The sequence below is a fragment of the Kitasatospora sp. NPDC048722 genome, assembly GCF_040650235.1.
GTDB lineage: Bacteria > Actinomycetota > Actinomycetes > Streptomycetales > Streptomycetaceae > Kitasatospora.
This window is the reverse complement of sequence record NZ_JBEZGX010000001.1, coordinates 222,342-241,290: the sequence shown is the minus strand read 5'-3', so window position 1 is coordinate 241,290 and position 18,949 is coordinate 222,342. Positions and strand designations below refer to the sequence as shown.

17 protein-coding genes are annotated in these 18,949 nt (G+C 72.4%); 9 read left to right on the top strand and 8 right to left on the bottom strand.

Annotation, left to right across the window (positions count from 1 at the left end; translation table 11 throughout):
- Window positions 1-13 precede the first annotated feature (13 nt).
- Window positions 14-226 carry an EF-hand domain-containing protein gene (locus AB0C76_RS01035; RefSeq protein ID WP_359957616.1) on the bottom strand — a complete coding sequence of 71 codons (213 nt, stop codon included), beginning with the start codon at window positions 224-226 and terminating at the stop codon, window positions 14-16.
- A 188-nt stretch (window positions 227-414) separates the two neighbouring features.
- On the opposite strand from AB0C76_RS01035, the gene AB0C76_RS01030 reads away from it, so the two are divergent.
- A complete protein-coding gene (locus tag AB0C76_RS01030) occupies window positions 415-1,083 on the top strand; it encodes a lysophospholipid acyltransferase family protein (protein WP_359957613.1) in 669 nt (222 codons plus the stop codon).
- Window positions 1,084-1,120: 37 nt separating this feature from the next.
- Here AB0C76_RS01030 and AB0C76_RS01025 read toward each other — a convergent pair whose 3' ends face one another.
- Together AB0C76_RS01025 and AB0C76_RS01020 are read right to left on the bottom strand one after the other, a co-directional pair.
- Window positions 1,121-2,959 (bottom strand): ABC transporter ATP-binding protein, encoded by a 1,839-nt coding sequence (locus AB0C76_RS01025; protein WP_359957610.1) that lies wholly within the window; start codon window positions 2,957-2,959, stop codon window positions 1,121-1,123.
- A gap of 174 nt (window positions 2,960-3,133) precedes the next feature.
- On the bottom strand, window positions 3,134-3,907 hold the full coding sequence (locus AB0C76_RS01020; protein ID WP_359957608.1) for an SDR family oxidoreductase: 774 nt from the start codon (window positions 3,905-3,907) through the stop codon (window positions 3,134-3,136).
- A gap of 154 nt (window positions 3,908-4,061) precedes the next feature.
- Here AB0C76_RS01020 and AB0C76_RS01015 point away from each other — a divergent pair, with 154 nt between their 5' ends.
- The 4 genes from AB0C76_RS01015 to AB0C76_RS01000 all read left to right on the top strand — a co-directional run bounded on the left by AB0C76_RS01015 (window position 4,062) and on the right by AB0C76_RS01000 (window position 7,264).
- Window positions 4,062-4,271, top strand: coding sequence for a hypothetical protein (locus tag AB0C76_RS01015; RefSeq protein ID WP_359957606.1), 210 nt, complete (start codon window positions 4,062-4,064; stop codon window positions 4,269-4,271).
- A gap of 130 nt (window positions 4,272-4,401) precedes the next feature.
- Window positions 4,402-5,283: a hypothetical protein gene (locus AB0C76_RS01010; RefSeq protein WP_359957603.1), complete on the top strand. Its 882-nt coding sequence runs from the start codon at window positions 4,402-4,404 to the stop codon at window positions 5,281-5,283.
- Entirely contained in the window at window positions 5,280-6,215 is a 936-nt protein-coding gene (locus tag AB0C76_RS01005; RefSeq protein ID WP_359957601.1) for a hypothetical protein, read from the top strand. The genes AB0C76_RS01010 and AB0C76_RS01005 overlap by 4 nt, the downstream gene beginning before the upstream one ends.
- Window positions 6,212-7,264, top strand: coding sequence for a serine hydrolase domain-containing protein (locus tag AB0C76_RS01000; RefSeq protein WP_359957598.1), 1,053 nt, complete (start codon window positions 6,212-6,214; stop codon window positions 7,262-7,264). Before AB0C76_RS01005 ends, AB0C76_RS01000 begins: the two co-directional genes overlap by 4 nt.
- An 82-nt stretch (window positions 7,265-7,346) precedes the next feature.
- Here the strand turns inward: AB0C76_RS01000 and AB0C76_RS00995 are convergent, their stop codons facing one another.
- Window positions 7,347-8,009 carry a LysE family translocator gene (locus tag AB0C76_RS00995; RefSeq protein WP_359957596.1) on the bottom strand — a complete coding sequence of 221 codons (663 nt, stop codon included), beginning with the start codon at window positions 8,007-8,009 and terminating at the stop codon, window positions 7,347-7,349.
- A 102-nt stretch (window positions 8,010-8,111) separates the two neighbouring features.
- Between AB0C76_RS00995 and AB0C76_RS00990 the strand changes: the two genes are divergently transcribed.
- The gene (locus AB0C76_RS00990) at window positions 8,112-9,461 is read left to right on the top strand and encodes a PLP-dependent aminotransferase family protein (protein WP_359957593.1); all 1,350 of its coding nucleotides are present in this window, start codon (window positions 8,112-8,114) and stop codon (window positions 9,459-9,461) included.
- A 127-nt stretch (window positions 9,462-9,588) separates the two neighbouring features.
- Here AB0C76_RS00990 and AB0C76_RS00985 read toward each other — a convergent pair whose 3' ends face one another.
- Genes AB0C76_RS00985 through AB0C76_RS00975 form a run of 3 tightly spaced genes read right to left on the bottom strand, consistent with a single transcriptional unit; the run spans window position 9,589 to window position 13,180 of the window.
- Complete coding sequence (locus AB0C76_RS00985) at window positions 9,589-10,500, bottom strand: SDR family oxidoreductase (RefSeq protein WP_359957591.1); 912 nt, start codon at window positions 10,498-10,500, stop codon at window positions 9,589-9,591.
- On the bottom strand, window positions 10,497-11,501 hold the full coding sequence (locus AB0C76_RS00980; RefSeq protein ID WP_359957588.1) for an alpha/beta hydrolase: 1,005 nt from the start codon (window positions 11,499-11,501) through the stop codon (window positions 10,497-10,499). The genes AB0C76_RS00985 and AB0C76_RS00980 overlap by 4 nt, the downstream gene beginning before the upstream one ends.
- Window positions 11,498-13,180: an NAD(P)/FAD-dependent oxidoreductase gene (locus AB0C76_RS00975; RefSeq protein WP_359957586.1), complete on the bottom strand. Its 1,683-nt coding sequence runs from the start codon at window positions 13,178-13,180 to the stop codon at window positions 11,498-11,500. Before AB0C76_RS00975 ends, AB0C76_RS00980 begins: the two co-directional genes overlap by 4 nt.
- Window positions 13,181-13,393: 213 nt before the next feature.
- On the opposite strand from AB0C76_RS00975, the gene AB0C76_RS00970 reads away from it, so the two are divergent.
- The 3 genes from AB0C76_RS00970 to AB0C76_RS00960 all read left to right on the top strand — a co-directional run bounded on the left by AB0C76_RS00970 (window position 13,394) and on the right by AB0C76_RS00960 (window position 16,849).
- Entirely contained in the window at window positions 13,394-14,266 is an 873-nt protein-coding gene (locus tag AB0C76_RS00970) for a MerR family transcriptional regulator (protein WP_359957583.1), read from the top strand.
- A 70-nt stretch (window positions 14,267-14,336) separates the two neighbouring features.
- Window positions 14,337-15,299 carry an iron-siderophore ABC transporter substrate-binding protein gene (locus AB0C76_RS00965; RefSeq protein WP_359957580.1) on the top strand — a complete coding sequence of 321 codons (963 nt, stop codon included), beginning with the start codon at window positions 14,337-14,339 and terminating at the stop codon, window positions 15,297-15,299.
- Window positions 15,300-15,595: 296 nt separating this feature from the next.
- Window positions 15,596-16,849 carry an MFS transporter gene (locus AB0C76_RS00960; protein ID WP_359957577.1) on the top strand — a complete coding sequence of 418 codons (1,254 nt, stop codon included), beginning with the start codon at window positions 15,596-15,598 and terminating at the stop codon, window positions 16,847-16,849.
- Window positions 16,850-17,056: 207 nt separating this feature from the next.
- Here AB0C76_RS00960 and AB0C76_RS00955 read toward each other — a convergent pair whose 3' ends face one another.
- Complete coding sequence (locus AB0C76_RS00955) at window positions 17,057-18,697, bottom strand: M4 family metallopeptidase (RefSeq protein ID WP_359957574.1); 1,641 nt, start codon at window positions 18,695-18,697, stop codon at window positions 17,057-17,059.
- Window positions 18,698-18,949: the final 252 nt, after the last annotated feature.

The following is an 18,949-nucleotide window of genomic DNA, read 5'->3' as shown; positions in this document are numbered from 1 at the left end:
CGTCACGGCGGGCTCAGCCCCGGCGGGCGGCCAGGAACTCGTCGAAGGTCAGGTAGCCCTGGTGGTGGGTGTCCATGGCGTGGATGAGCGCCTCGGCCATCGACAGCGTCACGTCGTGGTCGCCCATCTCGTTCGCGACCAGCGCGTACTCGGCCGGAGTGATCTTGCCGTCGCCGTTCTTGTCGAAACGGTCGAAGAGCGCCTTGATCTCCTCGGTGCTCTGCATGGTTGCCCTCCTGGGAACTACGGGTTGTGCGGTGTTCGGACGGGCGTACCCTACCCGGCCCCGGCGCACCGCCCGTGGCGCGGGCCACGCCCTGCGGGAGTGGACGGGCGGCGGGGCCGGTGGCGTAGTCTGCGGAACCGATACCGGCCCGGGCTCCTCCCGGGCGCTCGTTCGTCCAGGGAGGGACCATGCTCGATCTCGTCACCAGGCTGGTGCTGAAACCCGTCTCGCGCGGCATCTGGCGGCCGGTCATCGAAGGTGTCGAGAACGTGCCGCGCAAGGGCGGGGTCATCCTGGCCAGCAACCACCTGTCGTTCATCGACAGCGTGGTGATCCCGCTGACCGCCCCGCGCCGGGTCCACTTCCTCGCCAAGGCCGAGTACTTCACCGCCCCGGGGTTCAAGGGCCGCCTCTCCAAGGGCTTCTTCGAGGCGATCGGCGCCGTGCCGGTCGAGCGGGGCACCTACCGCTCCGCCCAGGCCTCCCTGGAGTCGGCGCTGGAGATCCTGGAGGACGGCAAGGCCTTCGGCATCTACCCCGAGGGCACCCGCTCGCTCGACGGCCGCCTCTACCGCGGCAAGACGGGCGTCGCGTGGCTCGCACTGACGGCGGGCGTGCCGGTCGTGCCGGTGGCGCTGGAGGGGCCGGAGCAGATCCTGCCGGTGGGCAAGCGGGTGCCGCGCCTCAAGAAGGTGACCGTCCGCTTCGGCGAGCCGCTGCACTTCGACGAGCTGCACGGGCAGGCGCGCTCGGCCAGGGCCCGCCGCCAGGTCACCGACGAGGTGATGGCGGCGATCCAGCGGCTGTCCGGCCAGGAGGTCGCGGAGGGCTACAACGAGGCGCCGAAGGCGGCGTAGCGGCGACCGCTGGGTCCCCCGGCCCCGGACCGGCCCGTCAGAAGCGCCCCAGGACCGCCGGCTCCGGGGCGCCGGGCGCCTGGGGTGCCTCGCGGCGCAGCAGGGCCGCGTACCGGCCGTCCAGCGCCACCAGTTCGTCGTGGGTGCCCAGTTCGACGACCGCTCCGTGGTCGAGGACGGCGATCTGGTCGGCGCCGCGCACGGTGGAGAGCCGGTGGGCGATGGTGATCGTGGTGCGCCCCGCGGCGAGGGTGTCGACGGCCTCCTGGACGGCGCGCTCGGTGCGGTTGTCGAGCGCGCTGGTGGCTTCGTCGAGGATCAGGACGGGCGGGTTGCGCAGGATCGTGCGGGCGAGGGCGAGGCGCTGCTTCTCGCCGCCGGAGAAGCGGTAGCCGCGTTCCCCGACGAGGGTGTCGTAGCCCTCGGGCAGGCCGGCGATGGTCTCGTGGACCTGGGCGGCGCGGGCGGCCTCGACGAGTTCGGCGTCGGTGGCGTCCGGTTTGGCGAAGCGCAGGTTCTCGGCGACGGAGGCGTGGAAGAGGTAGGTCTCCTGGGAGACGACGCCGACGGCGCGGGAGAGGGTGTCGAAGGAGAGGTCGCGCACGTCCTCGCCGTCGATGGTGACGCGCCCTGCGGTGACGTCGTAGAGCCGGGGGACGAGGTAGCTGAGGGTGGTCTTGCCGGAGCCGGTCTCGCCGACCACGGCGAGCGAGCTCCCGGCCGGGACGGTCAGGTCGACCCCGGCGAGCGTGGGGCGTTCCTGCCCGCCGTCGTAGCGGAAGTCGACGCCCTCGAAGCGCACCTCGCCGCGGATCCGGTCGAGGGTCACGGGCCGCGGCCGTTCGGCGATCTCGACCGGGAGGTCGAGGTACTCGAATATGCGCTGGAACAGCGCGAGCGAGGTCTGGACGTCGACGCCGGTGGAGAGCAGGCCGACGGTCGGGCGGAACAGGCCCTGCTGGAGCGTGGTGAAGGCGACCAGGGTGCCGACCGAGACGATCGGCGCGCCGCCTGCGGCGGTCAGGCCGGCCGCCCAGTAGATGACGGCGGGCATCGCGGCCATCACGATCTGGATGGTGTTCATCCGCCAGCGCCCGGCCATGCTGGCCCGCACCTCCAGGTCGGCGAGGCGGTCGGACTGCTCGGTGAACTCCCGGGCGAGGGAGCCGGAGCGGCCCATCGTGCGCCCGAGCAGGATGCCGCTCACCGACAGCGACTCCTGGACCGCCGAGCTCATCGCGGCCAGCTGCTTCTGGCGCTCGGTGGTGATCTTCTTGCGCTCGTTGCCGACCCGGCGGCTGATCCAGACGAACAACGGGAGCAGGAGCAGCGAGACGACCGTCAGCCGCCAGTCGAGCGCGACCATCGCGACGACGGAGGCGACGACGGCGGTGAAGTTGGAGACCAGGCTGGTGGCGGTGGAGGTCACCGTGGACTGCATGCCGCCGATGTCGTTCGCGATCCGGGACTGCACCTCGCCGGTGCGGGTGCGGGTGAAGAACGCGAGGGACTGGCGCTGGAGGTGACCGTAGACGGCGGTGCGCAGGTCGTGCATGACGCGCTGGCCGACGGTGGTGGAGATGAGCGTCTGGAGGACGTTGAACACGCTGTTCACGACGGCGGCGGCGATCATGCCGAGCACGAGCACGCTCAGCAGGCCGGTGCGGCCCCGCGGGATCGCGGTGTCCAGGACGGCGCGCAGCAGGAACGGCGAGACGACCGAGACGACTGCGGAGGCGCCGACGAGCAGTCCGACGGTGGCGAGGCGGCCCGCGTAGGGGCGGAAGAGGGCGAGGATGCGCCGCCACTGCGCGGGCGGGCGGGGTTCGCCCTCGTCGCGCGGGGACGGGGTCCAGTCGATTCTGTCGGGCCTCAAGGGCGGACCTCCGGGGGTCGGGCGGTCGGGCGGCCGCCAGTATAGCGAGAGTAGCTCATAGTTAGACTAGCTAATAGTGAGAGTTGCCCTATTCCCGCGGCGCGCGGGACCCCTGCCCGGTCGCGCCGTGTGCCGCGGGTGGACGGGGCCCGCCCGTCCACCCGTCCCGCGCGGTCAGTCCGTCCGGTAGGTGCGCGCCGCCTTGTTGGAGAGCCCGCCCAGCTTCCCGGACGGCAGCACTCGGGCCAGCGCCACCGCGGCCTTGTACCTCTTGCCCGGCACCGACACCGACCGGCCGCGCCCGAGGTCCCGCAGCGCCTCCTCCACGACCCGCTCGGCCGAGAGCCAGGACCAGGACGGGATGTTGCCGGTGCCCATGCCGGCCCGCTCGTGGAACTCGGTCCGCGTGAACCCCGGGCACAGCGCCATCATCCGCACCCCGCTGCCGCCGAGGTCGCGCAGCACCCCCTGGGTGAAGCTCACCACCCACGCCTTGCTCGCCCCGTACGTGCCGCGCGGCAGGAACGCCGCCACGGAGGCGACGTTGATGATCGCGCCCCGGCCGCGGTCGCGCATCCCGGGCAGCGCCGCCGTCGTCAGCCGGAGGACCGCCTCGACGTGCACCTTCAGCATGTCCAGCTCGTCCTGGAGCGGGACGGTCAGGAAGGCGCCGCGGTTGCCGAAGCCCGCGTTGTTGACGAGCAGGTCCACCGGGCGGGCGCCGTCGGCCAGCCGCGCCTCGACAGCGCCGATGCCCTCGTCGGTCGCGAGGTCGGCGGTCAGCACCTCCGTCTCGACGCCGTACTTCCCCTGCAGGTCGGCGGCGGTGCGCTCCAGGCGCTCGGTGTCACGGGCCACCAGGACGAGCCGGTAGCCGCCGCGGGCGAGCCGGCGGGCGAAAGCGGCTCCGATGCCGGCGGTCGCGCCGGTGATCAAGGCTGTGGTCATGCCCCGACCGTACCGACTCGCCGCGACCGGGCCCACACCCAGGGCAACATCCCTGCTCAGCGGACTGCGGATGCACGGCCCCGGCCCGGCTCGTAAGGTCGGACCGGGGCATCGCCCGACCGGGTGATGACATCCGTATGAGGAGGCATGCCTGATGCTTACTCAGTTCCGTACCGAAACGGCCCCGGTGTCACCCAGCGCGACGCCGGCCGAGGCCGCAACACTCGCGAGCCTGATGGTGGAGGACGAGGCCGTCGTGACCGACGCGCCCACGTACCGCCCCGACGCCGCAGGCGTGCTGCTGCTCCTGCTGTCGCCCAAGGAGCCGAGCCCGAAGCGGCCCGAGGAGCGGCCGAGCCGGTAGACCGGCAGTCGGCAGCCGGTGGGCCCACGGCCACGACACCTGCAACTTTCCGTGACTCCCGTGACGTCTCGTGAGCCGTCGAGGTTCCCTCGTGAACCCTCCCGGGCTCCGGAAGGAGGACCAGCGCACCATGCCATTCGCCGGGACACCACTGCGCGACGAGTACGCCGCGGCCGTCGAGCGGATGGCCCGCCGGACCCTCGACGCCCTCCAGGGCGCCGGGGGAACGGCCTCGCTCACGGAGCCGGACGAACTGCTGGCCTCCTTGCCGACCGACCCGGACGGCTCCGTTCCCGGGCCCGTACTCGCGGCCGCGCGCGTACTCGGCCCGGACCTGTTCGCTCCTCAACTCTTCAACTCCTCCTCTCCGTTGAATCCGTTGAATCCGTTGAATCCGTTCAGGGAGTCGACCCGCGTGCCGCTGGACGGCTCCGCAGCACGGCTGCTGGCCGAGGCCCGACGGGTCTTCCCGCCGCCCGCCGCCGACTCGTGGGACGGCTCGCCGACCGGCCCACCCCCGCCCGCCGACGATGCGAACCTCGTGATCGCCTGGCAGGACTGGGCGGCCTCCGCACTGCTCGCGCACACGCCGTACGGCGGCCAGGCCGCCCCGCCTCCCGCCGCCGTACCGCGGCCGGGCCCCCGGCCGGGCTCGCCTCCGGGCCCGCACGACTGGCAGGCCTGGTCCGTCCGCATGGCGCAGCTGTCCGTGCTCGCCCTGCCCGGTCTCGACGGCCCCGTGCACGAACTCGCCCGCGCCCACACCCTCGACCTCGCGCGCGGCACCGCACGCTCGATGCTCCGCCGGGACCTTCGGACCGCCGCCCGCCTCGCCCGCTGGCTCGCCTGGGCGCGGGCCGACGGCCGTCCGCTGCGCCTGGAGGTCTGGCCCGTGCTGGAACGGATCCGCCTGACCGGCGACGGAAGCGCCCGCACGCTGCTCGAACTCGCCATCGCTGATCGGCTGTTGAACGGCCCACCGGAACCGGGCCGGGCGAGGACGCCGCGATGACGGCCGATACGCGCGTGCTCTCCACCGCGCAGCACGTCGGCTCGCGCGCGCTGGACTGGCTGGACGCCGGCCGCCGGAACGGGTTCGGCCGGCTCCCCGACAACACGGTCGTCGACCTCGCCGACCCCAACGACGCCTACAAACCGCTCGGCGAACTCGCCCTCGCCGCCTCCCTCGTCCTGCGCGACGGCGTGGCCGGCCCCGGCGACACCCGCACCGCACGCGGCCTCCTCGACTTCGCCTGGGACCAGGTGCGCGCGGGCGACCTCCTGTACGAACGGCAGCTGCGCCACCTCACGACGACCGACCCGCTGGAGACGTACGCCCACTTCGCCCGCGCCGACTACCGGCACGCCGCGATGGAGGAACTCCTGGACTCGCTCGGCCGGTTGCGCGCGGTCCACGCCGTCGAGGCCGAACCCAACCGGAGGCTGGCCGTGGCCAACGCCCGCCGGATCGTCGGGCTCGCCGACCGGCCGGACTGGGCGGCACTCGCCGCCGCCACGTGGCTCGGCGCCACACCGGAGCCGTGGGCCGTCGACTGGATGACCGCCTACCGGATCACCCACACCGTCTTCCACCTCACCGACTGGGGCGCCCGCCCGGACGGCCTGCCGGAACCGGTGCACGCCTACGTCCGCGACTGGCTGCCCGTCTGGCTCGACGTCTGGCTGGAGATCGGGCAGTGGGACCTCGCCGCCGAACTGCTCGCCGTCGACGCGTGCATCGGCGAGCCGGCCACCGGACGTCAGGGCTGGGAGGCCCTGGCCACCGCGCAGCATGCGGACGGGCTGCTGCCACGCGACTCCGAACCGGTCGACGCGGACCCGGCACACGCCTTCCGGGACCACCAACACACCGCAGTGGTAGGGGTGGTGGCCGCCACCATCACCCTGTCCCGGGCGCTCGGCGGCACGCCGGTGGCGACGTGAACGGGGCGGACAGGAATCTGCCCGCCCTGGTCGAGGCGGCCGGACCGTCGGCGACGGCCGTCACTCTGGCCATGGCGCAGGGGAGTTCGACGGAAGTGCGGTGCCACGGGCGGCTCGGCCGCGCCCTGAGCGCGCCGGACTGCACGCCCGACACCGTCTTCGAACTCGGTTCCGTCACGAAGACGTTCACCGCGCTGCTGCTCGCGGCGATGGCCGCGCGCGGCGAACTCACGCTGAACGACCCGCTGGAGCTCCACCTCCCGTACCCCTGGCGGCCGTTGACCGTCCGCTCGGGCGGGCCGGTCCGCCTCCTCCACCTGGCCACGCACACCGCGGGCCTCCGTCGCCTGCCGCCCGGCCTACTGGCGGGTGCCGTCCGGGCCTGGTGCAGCAATCCGTACGGGGCTTTCGGGGAACAGGAGTTGAGGGAGGCAGTGGCCCGAACCACCGTCCGCAGCAGGCCCGGAAGCCGATACGAGTACTCCAACTACGGGGTCGCTCTGCTCGGCCGCCTCCTCGCCGAGACGGGTGGTGCGCCGTACGCCGAGCTCCTCACCGAACGGATCGGCCGACCCCTGGGCCTGCGGACGCTGACCTGCGCGGCGGACGCCCCGAACCGCGCCATCGGGCACCGGCGCGGTCGGGCGCTGCCACCGTGGCGGATGCCCGGCCTTCCGGGCGCGGGCGCGGTCCGGGCGAGCGGCGCGGACCTGCTGCGCTTCCTGCGGGCGCATTCCGGTGCGCGGCGGGGCGAGTCGGGCGGCGAGGGGCACGGCGTGTTGGGCGCGGCGCTGCGGGAGGTGCAGTTCCCCCGACTGCGGCTGCCGGGGTCCGGCGACGAGGTGTGCCTGGTGTGGAACCACCGACGGGCGGGTGGCCGGGACCTGTTCTTCCATTCCGGCGCCACGCGCGGGTTCACCGTGTTCGTCGGTTTCTCCCCGCAGACGGAGACCGCCGTCGCCGCCCTCGCCAACACCGGACCGACGATGGACGGGCGGTTCCTGCAGGCCGGGTACGGGGTGTTGACGGAGACAGCAGGGAACAGATGACAGATGACAGACTTCGAAATCTGTCATCTGTCATCTGTCATTTGTCAGCCGTCGGCCCTCACCCGCCACTCCCCCGGTCCGCTCAGACCGCAACCGCCTTCGCCCGGTCCGCCGCAATGTGCAGGGCGAGTCCGCCGAGGACCGTGCCCATCGCGTAGCGCTGGATGCGGAGCCAAGCGGGGCGGCGGTTGAGGAAGGACGCGATGCTGCCCGCGCTCGCCGCTATCAGTCCGTTGACGGTGACCGCCACGACGATCTGGGCGAGACCGAGCACCAGGCTCTGGGCCGCGACGTGGCCGCGCGCCGGGTCCACGAACTGGGGCAGCAGGGACAGGTACATGATGGCGATCTTGGGATTGAGCAGACAGGTCAGGAAGCCCATCCCGAACAGCTTGCGCGGCGAGTCGTGCGGCAGTTGCTGCGGTGCGAAAACGGGCGCACCACCCGGCTTGACGGCCTTCCACGCGAGCCACAGCAGGTACCCGGCCCCGGTGAGCTTGATCGCCGTGTAGAGCACCGGCACCACCGTGAACACCGCGGCGACGCCGACCGTCACGGCCCCGAGGTAGACCAGGAATCCGGTCGCGACCCCGACCAGCGACACCAGACCCGCCCGGCGCCCCTGGGCGATCGAGCGCGAGACCAGGTAGATCATGTTGGGCCCCGGGGTGAGCACCATGCCCAGCGCCACGGCGGCGATTCCGAGCAGGGCATGCGGGTCGGCGGCAGAGATGAACAGGTCCATGCGAGGAGGCTAGGCCGCACCCCGATCTCGATGCAATGATGACTTTGCACTCGGTGCAATCAGCGCACTCCCACCGACCACGACCGACCGGAAGGCCTGCCGATGGACGACTACCGGCTCATCGCCGACGAGATCGCCACCGCCATCACCGACGGACGGCTGCGCCCCGGGGAACAGCTCCCCACCCAACGCGCCTTCGCCCGCCGCCGCGGCATCGCCGCCTCGACGGCCGGGCGCGTCTACCGGGAACTGGCCCTCCGTGGGCTCACCACCGGCGAGGTCGGCCGCGGCACCTTTGTCCGCGCCGACCGGCGGGCGCCCGGTCAGCACATCCCGCTCGCCGAACCGGCCGGGGCACCCATCGACCTGGAGCTCAACTACCCCGTCGTCCCCGAGCAGGCACTGCTCGGCGCCGCTCTCGCACCGATGCTCCGTGCGGACGCGCTCGACGCCGCGCTGCGCCCGGTGGGTGCCGTCGGGACGGCCGCCGCCCGCCACGCGTTCGCGCAGCTGGCGTCCGTGCCGCACGGCTCGCCCACGTGGCAGGCATCGCCCGAGGACGTGCTGTTCGCGGGTAGCGGCCGACAGGCGGTCGCCGGCGCACTCTCCGCACTCGTACCGACCGGCGGGCGGCTCGGCGTCGAAGCACTGACGTACCCCGTGGTCAAGGCCGTCGCGCAGCGGCTGGGGATCACCCTCGTACCGCTGGCCGTCGACGAGCACGGCGTCCGGGCCGGCGCCGTCGTCGCCGCGCACCAGACCGCGCCGCTCAGCGCCGTCTACCTCCAGCCCCGTCTGCAGAACCCGCTCGGCGGCAGCCTCCCGCCCGAGCGCCGGACAGCCCTCGGTGAGGAGTTGCGCCGTCTCGACCTGCCCGTCATCGAGGACGCGATCTGGTCCTTCCTGAGACCCGACCTCACACCCCTCGCAGCCCTGCTGCCCGAGCGCACGATCCTGGTGGACAGCGTCTCCAAGCGCCTGGCGCCGGGCCTGACCACCGGGTTCGCCGTCGTCCCCGGTGCGTTCCGCGACCGGATGGCCGCCGCGCTGCGGTCCGGCGGATGGACGCCCAGCGGGTTCGCGCTCGAGGCGGTCGTCCGCTGGGTCGGGGACGGCGCCGTCGCGGCGGTCGAGGCGGCGAAGCGCTCGGATGCGACCGCGCGTCAGCTGCTGGCACGGGAAGTGCTGGCAGGACAACAGCTGCGCGCGGACCCGTGCTCGTACTACGTGTGGTGGGAACTGCCGGCGGCGTGGCGGGCGGAAACGTTCGTGGCCGCCGCGGCGCGCGAGAGCATTGCGATCACACCGGCCGCAGCCTTCGCCGTGGACCCCAGGGTCTCCCCGTCCGCCGTCCGGGTCGGCCTCGCGTCGCCGTCGGTCCCGGTCCTGACGCATGCCCTGGCGACGCTCGCCAGGATCGCCCGGAGCACGCCGGAGGAGCTACTGGAGTGAGAGCCGATGGCCGACGGCGAACAGCTGACAGATGACAGATTTCGAAATCTGTCATCTGTCAGCTGTCATCTGTTACCAGCGGCTCGCTGCTTCCCCGCGCCCGAGCCCTCTCGTCACGAGCCGACCGTCACCCGTCCGCCCGCGCACCGCTGCCAGAGCTGCGCGCCACCGTGTCAGCCGCTCCGCCCGCGCCGACCGCCCGCAGGCGCGAGGCGGCGGTCGCGGCCAGCTGCGGGGCCAGCTTGGCCACGTCGCGGGAGCCCACCACCGCGATGAGGCTCGGCAGCAGCCACCGGACGGGCTGCATGCCGCGCAGCCAGGCCTGGGCGTAGACGTGCGCGGAGCGCCGGGCGATGCCGGCCACGATCCGGTCCACGGCCGGCTCCAGCGGGTAGGTCTTGCTGGCCGGCCACGGCAGGCGGCTGCGCATCTGCTTGAGGACGGCGTCCTCGTCGGCGCCGCGCACCATGTCCGTGTCGGTCCAACTCAGGTACCCCACACCGACCTTGACACCTTGGTAAGCAACCTCGCCGCGGATCGAGTGGGCGAACGCCTCCACCCCCGACTTGCTGGCGCAGTACGCGCTCATCAGCGGCGACGGCGTCAGGGCGGCAAGCGAGGCGATCTGGAGCAGGTAACCGCGGCTCTCGATGAGGGCGGGGAGGAACGCCCGTGCGGTGGCCACGCTGCCCAGCAGGTTGACCTCGATCACCCGGCTGAACGCCTGGTGGTCGCTGTCCACCAGCGGCCCCCCGATGGCGATCCCGGCGTTGGCGACGACGGTGTCGATCCGGCCGTAGTGCTCCTTGATCCGCCGGGCGGCGTCACTGAGAGCGTCGAGGTCGGTGACGTCGACCTCCCACGTGGTCGCCGTCGGACCGCACTGGGCGGCGACGTCCTTGAGTTCGGCCGGCTCCAGTCCGAGCAGCGCGACCTTCGCCCCGCTGCGCGCGAGCTTGCGCGCGAGCGACGCGCCGACGCCACGGGCAGCCCCCGTGACGACGACGACCTGGGCGGACAACGGCGGGATGGCATTCACGCGACGACACTCCTCTCGGAGTCGGAATCATCGGATTCGGAGACGGAACCACGGGTGGAACGGGGGATGGAACCGGCGGCGGGACCGCTGTCCGCAGTCAGATGGGCCACGGCCATCCGGTGGATCTCCGCCGCGACCTCGACCGGCCGTTCCAGCGGCGACATGTGACCGACCCCCGGCAGCAGCAACAGCCCCTGCGGGTCGCGCAGTTCGGCGACCATGCGGTGAGCGTGGACCGGTGGTGTCAGCCGGTCCGCGGTGCCGGCGATGACCGACGTCGGCGCGGCGAGGCGGCCGAGTCCGGCGAAGACGTCCAGCCGTCCGAGGACACCCGCCCAGCGCGCGCGGACGGTGGTCGGGCAGGCGTGCACGATCCGGGCCGTCGCCTCGACCCGCCCCGCCGCCGAATCCGGCCCCATCGTCGCGAACTTCAGCGCTGCGCGGCTGACCGCCGAGACCGGCCCGAGCGGCATCCGGGAGTGGAGCAGCCGGCCGTGCAGGAAGCGGCGCAGCCCCGCCGGGCGGAACGACTCCGGTAGGACGGCGAGTTCGTCGAGCAGCCGCCCGGGGCCGGTGGAGACGAGGACGGCGGCGGCGGTGCGTTCGGCGACCTCGGGCCGTCCGCCGGCCGCCATGACGGTCATCCCGCCCATGCTGTGGCCGGCGAGGACGGCCCGTTCCCCCTCCGGGACGGTCCGGGCGAGCACGGCCGCCAGGTCATCGGCGAGCGCCCGGGTGGAGTAGCGGGCCGCGCTCGGCGGGATCTCGCTGTGCCCGTGACCGCGCTGGTCGTAGGCCACGAGCCGGTAACGGTCGGAGAGTTGGCGGATCACCGGCGCCCAGAAGGCGGTCGAGCAGGTCCAGCCGTGGGCTAGCACGATGGTCGGTGCTCCGGGCTGGCCGTGGATCTCGACGTGCAGGCGCAGCCCGTCGGCGGAGCGGACGGCCAACTCCTCGACGGGCGCGGGCGGCACGCAGTCGGGGGAAAGCTGCGGACTCATGCGGATACTCCCTGGGCGGTCATGGCCTGCGCCGAGCTGGACGCGGGGGCCGGCGTCGTGCGCATGATGAGCTCGTACTCGCCGAGGTCGACCTTGCGGGTGGCGCGGCGGAACGCGGTGGTGGAACCGGGCCACAGCACGGTGTTCTTGCCGTTCTGGTCCTGGTACCAGCTGCGGCAGCCACCGGTGGACCAGACGGTGCGGTCCATCCGGTGCTGGAGTTCGAGGTTCCACTGGCGCTGGGCGCGGGCGGTCGGCTGCATGGCGGCGGCACCGATCGAACCGAGTGTGGTGAGTGCGTCGACGACGTAGTTCAGCTGCGACTCGATCATGAGGATCATCGAGCTGTTGCCGAGGCCGGTGTTGGGGCCGATCACGAAGAACAGGTTAGGGAAGCCGCGCACGGTCGAGCCGCGCAGCGCCTCCATGCCGTCCTTCCACTCCTCGGCCAGGCTGGTGCCGTTCGCGCCGAACACCCTTGTGCCGAGGGGCATGTCGGTGACGTGGAAGCCGGTGCCGAAGACGATGGCGTCCACCTCGTGCTCGCTGCCGTCGGCCGCGACCAGCGTGGAGCCGCGCACCTCGCGCAGCCCGGAGGCGACGACCTCGGTGTTGGCGGCGGCGAGTGCCGGGTAGTACGTGTTGCTGAGCAGGATGCGCTTGCAGCCGATCCGGTAGTCCGGCGTGAGCTTGGCGCGCAGCGCGGGGTCGGCGACGCCCTGGGCGATGTGGTGTTCGGCGAGCCGCTGGACGGCGCGCAGCAGGCCGGGCCGGCGGACGAAGGCGTCGACCTGGAGCTCGCGGAGCGCGAAGAGCGTCCCCCTGCGGACCTTGCCGGTCACCGGGAATCGGCCGTGCAGCCACTTCTCCAGCTGGGTGATCTCGCGGTCGCGGCGCGGCAGGACCCAGGCGGGCGTGCGCTGGAAGACCGTCAGCTTGCCGACCTGCGGCTGGATCGACGGGATGATCTGGGCGGCGGAGGCGCCGGTGCCGACCATCGCGACCCGCTTGCCGGTCAGGTCGTAGTCGTGGTCCCAGCGGGAGGAGTGGAAGACCTTGCCGGTGAATCCGCTCAGGCCGGGCAGGTCGGGGATCTGCGGGTCCGCGAGCGGGCCGGAGGCCGAGACGATGGCGTCGGCGGTCCACGCACCGGCCGTGGTCGTGATCCGCCAGCGCGTGTGCTCGCTCTCCCAACGCGCCTCCAGCACCTCGGCGTTGAAGCGCAGATGGGGGCGGAGCCGGAAGACGGTGGCGACCTTCTCCAGGTAGGCGCGGATGTCGGGCTGGCCGGAGAAGCTGCGCGGCCACTCGGGGTTGGGCGCGAAGGAGAAGGAGTAGAGGTGCGAGGGGACGTCGCAGGCGCACCCGGGGTAGCTGTTGTCACGCCACGTGCCGCCGACCGAGTCGGCGCGCTCCAGGACGACGAAGTCCGTGATCCCGGCCCGGCGCAGCCGGACGGCGGCACCGAGGCCGCCGAAGCCGGCGCCGACGACCGCCACCCGGACGTGCGGGACGACCTCGACGGCTTCCACCTCGACGACCTCGACGACCTCCGCCTCGACGGCCTCGACGAGCGCGACGGCCTCGGCCACCTCGGCAGCGCCGGCGCCTTCGGCGGCTTCGGACGCCTCGGGGCCGGCGGACACACCGGGTCGGGGGCGCTTGGTGCTGGATGCCATGCGGCGTCCTCCTGAGGGTGGGGGCGGTCGCGTGCTCTCCGCCAAGAGGAACTCTCCCGGACGTTCTGCCCGGAATCCCGATAACCATGCCAGCAATCACTGGCACGGTTGGCAGGGTAGCCCCTGCCAACACCGGTGGGAAGACGGCCGACCGCCCCGATTCCGGCGGCGACCCCGGCGGCGACGTCGGCGGACCGTCCTATGCTGATCGCCGTGGACAAGGCCAGAGCTGCTGCGGACGACAGAAAACGCGAGTACCGGGTGGAGGAACTGGCCGAGGCGGCCGGCATCACCACCCGCACGCTGCGCTTCTACCGCGAGCGCAAACTGCTCCAACCGCCGCGCAAAGAGGGCCGGATCGCCTGGTACGGGGAGGAGCACCTGGCCCGCCTGCGCATGATCGGCGAGCTGCTCGAACGCGGGCACACCCTCGGCGGCATCACCGAGCTCATCGGCGCCGGCGAGAGCGGGCGGGACGTCGCGGAACTGATCGGCCTGGAGGCGGCCATCATCGCGCCCTGGTCGGACGAGACGCCGGTGCGCCTGAGCTGGGACGAGCTCAAGGACGGCTTCGGCGACCAGCTCACCGAGGAGAACACGGCCGAATCCCTGGCCCAGGGCTACATCACCGTCACCGACGACGGCATCACGCACATCAGCCGCCGCCTGATGGATGCCACGACAGCACTGGTCGCGGAGGGCGTACCGCTGTCGGCCGTCCTGGACGCCAGCCGGCGCACCCAGGCACACGTCGACGCGATCGCCGAGATCTTCATCAACGTCGTCACCGACCACATCCTCGGCGCGCTGTCCGCCGACTCCCCGCTTCCGCCCGGCGAGGCCGCCCGCCTCACCGAGCGCATCCTGCGGGTCCGCCCGCTGGCCCGGACGGTGGCGGACGCCCAGTTCGCCCTCGCGATGGACCGCCGTGTGCACGCCGAGTACGACGAGCTGCTGCGCCACCGAAGGGAGAACGGCGCCCAGGGCTCCGACCGGAGCGAGGACAGGAGTGAGGACGGGAGTGAGGACGGGAGTGAGGGCAGGAGTGAAGGCAGCAGCGAGGACGGCAGCGTCTCCGACGCGTAGCGCGCACGCGTGACGGGCAGGAATTCCCGCGCCCTGCCCGCCCGTTGGTCCGCCGCCGGAGGAGCCGCCCATGCCCGGACACCTGACCCGCCGCGCCGCCATCGGTCTCGCCTCCGGACTCGCCCAGAGCCTCGCGCTTGTCGCCTGCGGAGCCAGCAGTCCGTCACCGAAGACAAGTTCGGCCGGCACGCGGACCGTGCGGCACGCGCACGGCGAGAGCACCGTGCCGACCCGGGCCTCCCGCGTGGTCGTACTGGACACGGACGCGCTCGACTCGGCCGTCACCCTCGGGATCGTCCCGGTCGGCGCGACCACCGTCAGTGAGGGCGCGGGTTTCCCCGGCTACCTTCCCGGTGACCGGATCGCGGGCACGAAAGCCGTCGGCGCCATCGGCCAGCCCAGCCTGGAAGCGATCGCCGCGCTTCGGCCGGACCTCATCCTGAGCAACCAGGTGCGCGACGACAAGCGGTACGACCAGCTGGCCGAGATCGCGCCTACGGTGCTGTCCAAGACCACCGGACCGACCTGGAAGGAGAACGTCCAGCTGCACGCCGAGGCGCTGGGACGGCAGGCGGAAGCGGCGACGGCCGAGGCGGCGTACCAGGCGAAGGTGCGGGACCTGATCACCGCACTCGGCGGACCGGCCAAGGCCGCGGCCACCAGGGTCGAGATGGCGCGCTTCCTCGCGGGCGCGCCGACCAGGCTCTACCTGAACGACACCTTCGTCGGCTCGCTGTTCAGGGACCTCGGGGTCGGCCGGCCCGCCAACCAGGACAAGCCCGGGTTCTCCCTGGAGATCAGCCCCGAGCAGGTCGACCAGGCCGCGGCCGACGTGATCTTCTACTCGGTGTACGGGGATGCCGCGAAGTCCGACCAGCCATCGATCCTCGGCGGCGCGCTCTGGAGGAACCTCGACGCCGTCCGCAACGGCCGGGTGTTCCAGGTGGACGACGGGCTGTGGATGCTCGGCATCGGGTACACGGGAGCCGGGCTGGTCCTCGACCAGATTCGGAAGGACCTCACGGCCGGCTGATGGGGTGACGGGTGACGGTGGCGGGCGACAGCCAACCACCGACGGCGAACAGGTGACAGATGACAGATGTTGAAATCTGTCATCTGTTCGCCGTCGGCCCGCCCCACCCCCCGCGCCCTTGGCCACTCCTCCAATCACCCCTCCCCCCACCCCCAGACTCCACCGGGTGATCAAACGATTACCGTCACAACGCCGCCACCTCTACCGTCTAGGCTCACCCGCAGGTCGCTGTCACCCGGTCGGGCCGGAGACGGGAGGCGGGCGCCCGTACCGGTTCCGTAGAGGAGGCCTGCACCGTGTCCGTGGCCGTGAACTTCCGCATGGCAAGGCAACTGACGGGCAGTCGGGTGCTGCTGTGGTCGCTGCTCGGCCGGCTTCCGAACGCGATGAGCCCGATCGGCACCCTGTTACTGGTCAGCCGGAACACCGGCAGCGTGTGGTCCGGCTCGCTGGTGGCCGGGGCCCTGGCGGGCGGTCAGGCGATCGGCGGCCCGATCGTCGGCCGACTGGCGGACCGGCGCGGGCAGCGCACGGTCGGACTGGCCGCCGCCCTCGTCAACGCCGCCGCCCTGATCGCCCTGGTCACCGCCTCCGAACGCGGGCTCGCGCTCGGCTGGCAGATCGCGCCCGCCGCGCTGACCGGCCTGTCCGTCCCGCTGGTCGGCCCGCTGTCGCGCAGCCGCTGGGTCCGACTGGCGGCCGGTGAACCGGATCTGACCTCGGCCATGCTGGCGCTGGACGGGATCGTCGACGAGGTGAGCTTCACCGCCGGCCCGGCACTCGTCGGCATGCTCGCCACCGCCGTCTCCCCGTCCGCCGGGATGCTCACCGCGGCCGTGCTGTCCGGCGTCTGCGCCACCCTGTTCGCCTTGCACCCGACCGCCGCGCCCGGCGCAGCGGCCCCGGCCCACGCTCAATCCCGTTCCGCCGAGCGCCTGTTCAACACTCCCTACGTCCTCCTCATGGCCGGTATGGCGCTGCTGGGCGCCTGCTTCGGCTCGGTCCAGGTCGGCATCACCGCCACCACCGAGGCGCTGGGCCGGCCGGGTGCCGCAGGGCTGCTGTACGGCTTCCTGGGCTGCACCAGTTCGATCGCGGGCATCGCCACTGCCTCGCTCCCCACGCGCTGGGGCCTGCCGCCGCGCCTGCGGGCGGGCACCGCACTGCTGTTCACCGCCTCCTGCGTCCTGCTCTTCGCGGACGGGAGCCTTCTGGCACTCACCACGGCGGTCGGGTTCCTCGGGGTCGCCGTCGCACCGCAGATGATCACGATGTTCGGCCTGGTCGAGCGCACGGTGCCGGCCGCCCGTCTCGGAGAGGCGATGGCGGCGCTGGTCAGCGCGCTCATCCTGGCCCAGTCGGCGGGCACCTTCGTCAGCGGCTGGGCGGCCGACCACTTCGCGCCGGGCGCCCCCTTCGCGGTCACGGCCGCCGCCGCGGCGACCGCCCTCGTCCTCACCGCCTGCACCGCGACCGAGCACCGCTTCCGACGCCGGCACTCGACGCCGCCCGCACCCGCTCCCGCGAGGGCCGCATCGCCCACCGCATGAAACGGCAGCGGGAGCGGCCGGTGGTCATTCCACCGCCGCCCCCGCCCGGGAACACCGCGTCCCCTCCTGCATCACCGCAACCGCACTACCGCACCTGCATCGCAGCACCAGCTCCACCGGCCCCGCATCACTGCACCGCGGTCACTGCACTGCGGTCGCCGCGCCACTGTCACCGCGCCGCGGCCACGTCACTGGCCTGATGCTACGTCAGTTCACGTTCACCGCAGTCCACGTGGCCGCGACCGCGTTGTACTCGGCGCTGTTCGCCCCGTACAGGTCGGTCGCCGCACTGAGGGTGGCCGCACGGGCACCCGCGTAGTCGGTGGTGGAGGTGAAGTAGGTGGTCAGCGCGCGGTACCAGATCTGGGCCGCCTTGTCGCGCCCGATGCCCGCGAGCGTCGAGCCGTCGTACGTCGGGCTGTTGTAGTCGAACCCGTTGATCGACTTCGCGCCGCTGCCCTCCGACAGCAGGTAGAAGAAGTGGTTCGCCACGCCCGACGAGAAGTGCACGTCGAGGTTGCCGACGTCGGCGGACCAGTAGTCGGCCGAGGAGCCGTCCTTGCTCGGCTGGTCCATGTAGCGCAGCGGGCTGCCGTTGCCGTTGAGGTTGATGAGCTCGCCGATCCAGTAGTTCGGCGGGTTCGAGGGCAGGTTGGCGTACCACTCGACCATCGTGCCCATGATGTCGGAGGTGGCCTCGTTGAGGCCGCCGGACTCACCGGAGTAGTTGAGGTTGGCGGTCGCGGCGGTGACGCCGTGCGACATCTCGTGGCCGGCCACGTCGATCTCGGTGAGCGGGTGGGTGTCGCCCTGGCCGTCGCCGTAGGTCATGCAGAAACAGTCGTCGCTCCAGAACGCGTTGACGTAGTTGGAGCCGTAGTGCACGCGGCTCGCCGCGCCGACACCGTCGTTGCGGATGCCATTGCGATTGAAGGTGGACTTGTAGAAGTCCCACGTGGTCGCGGCGCCGAACTGGGCGTCCACGGCGGCGGATTCGCGGTTCCCGGCGGTGCCGTCACCGAAGCTGTTGGTGTTGTTGGCGAACAGCGAGCCGCTGCCGCCGGTGCCGTTGCTCATGTCGCTGGTGGACTGGCCGCCGCGGGTGTCGTCCTTGAGCGAGTACGAGCCGCCGCTCTCGGCGGTGTTGAGCTGGACGTTGCCGACGAAGACGCCGTTGCCGGTACCGGCCGCGGTCTCGATCTTCTCGTGGGTGGACAGCACCGCGCCGGTGGCGGCGTCGGTGACGAGGACCTGGCGGCTCGGGGTGCCGTCGGCGCGGGTGCCCTCGACCTGGACCCGGTAGGCCAGGCGGGGGTTGCCGTCGCTCGCCCAGACCACCAGCTCGGCGGCACCGGCCTGGCGCACGTCGGCCATCGGGGACTCGTCGGAGTCCCTCGTGACGCCCACGGTGGCACGGACGGCGCCGGCCGCGTTGTCGGCGGCCTTGTCGGCCGGGATCCGCGGGGTGAGGCTCGGCAGGCTCAGCTGCACCGCGACCGCCTTGTTCACGGACTTGACCGCGCCGTCCTTGGCCTGGTGGACCACCAGGTCGCCGCCGATGACGGGCAGGCCGGCGTAGGTCCGCTCGAAGCGGAGGTGGCGGGTGCCGTCGGCGTCGATCACCGCGTCCTTGGCGACCAGCTTCTCCTGGTCGCCGAGGGCGAGCTGCTTGGCCAGCGGGCCGGCCTCGCCGTTCGCCACCGCGAGCACAGCGGCGTGCTGGTGGGCGGCCTGCGCCTGCAGCGCGGCGGCCGGGGCGGCCTGCGCGGCCGTGGTGCTCACCTGGATCACGCCGGTCAGCAGGGCCGTGGCCGAGAGCACGGCGACGGCTGCGAGCTTTCGCTTCACGTACGAGTCCTTCCGGGAAACCGCGTCTGTGCGCGGTCGCACCGCGTCCCGGGGGCCGGGGTCGGCACCTGTGGGGCGGGACGGGCACTGGCGTACTGGGCCCCGTTGCGATCGAACGGCAGGCCACCGAGGGGTGGGGGTGGAGGCTGCCGGCGGGGGCTGTCAAAAAGCATGACAACCCGACAAGCTTTTTGACAGGTCTACTTCATCAAGTGGCCAGGTCCCGCCAACCCGACGGACATCCAGCGACAT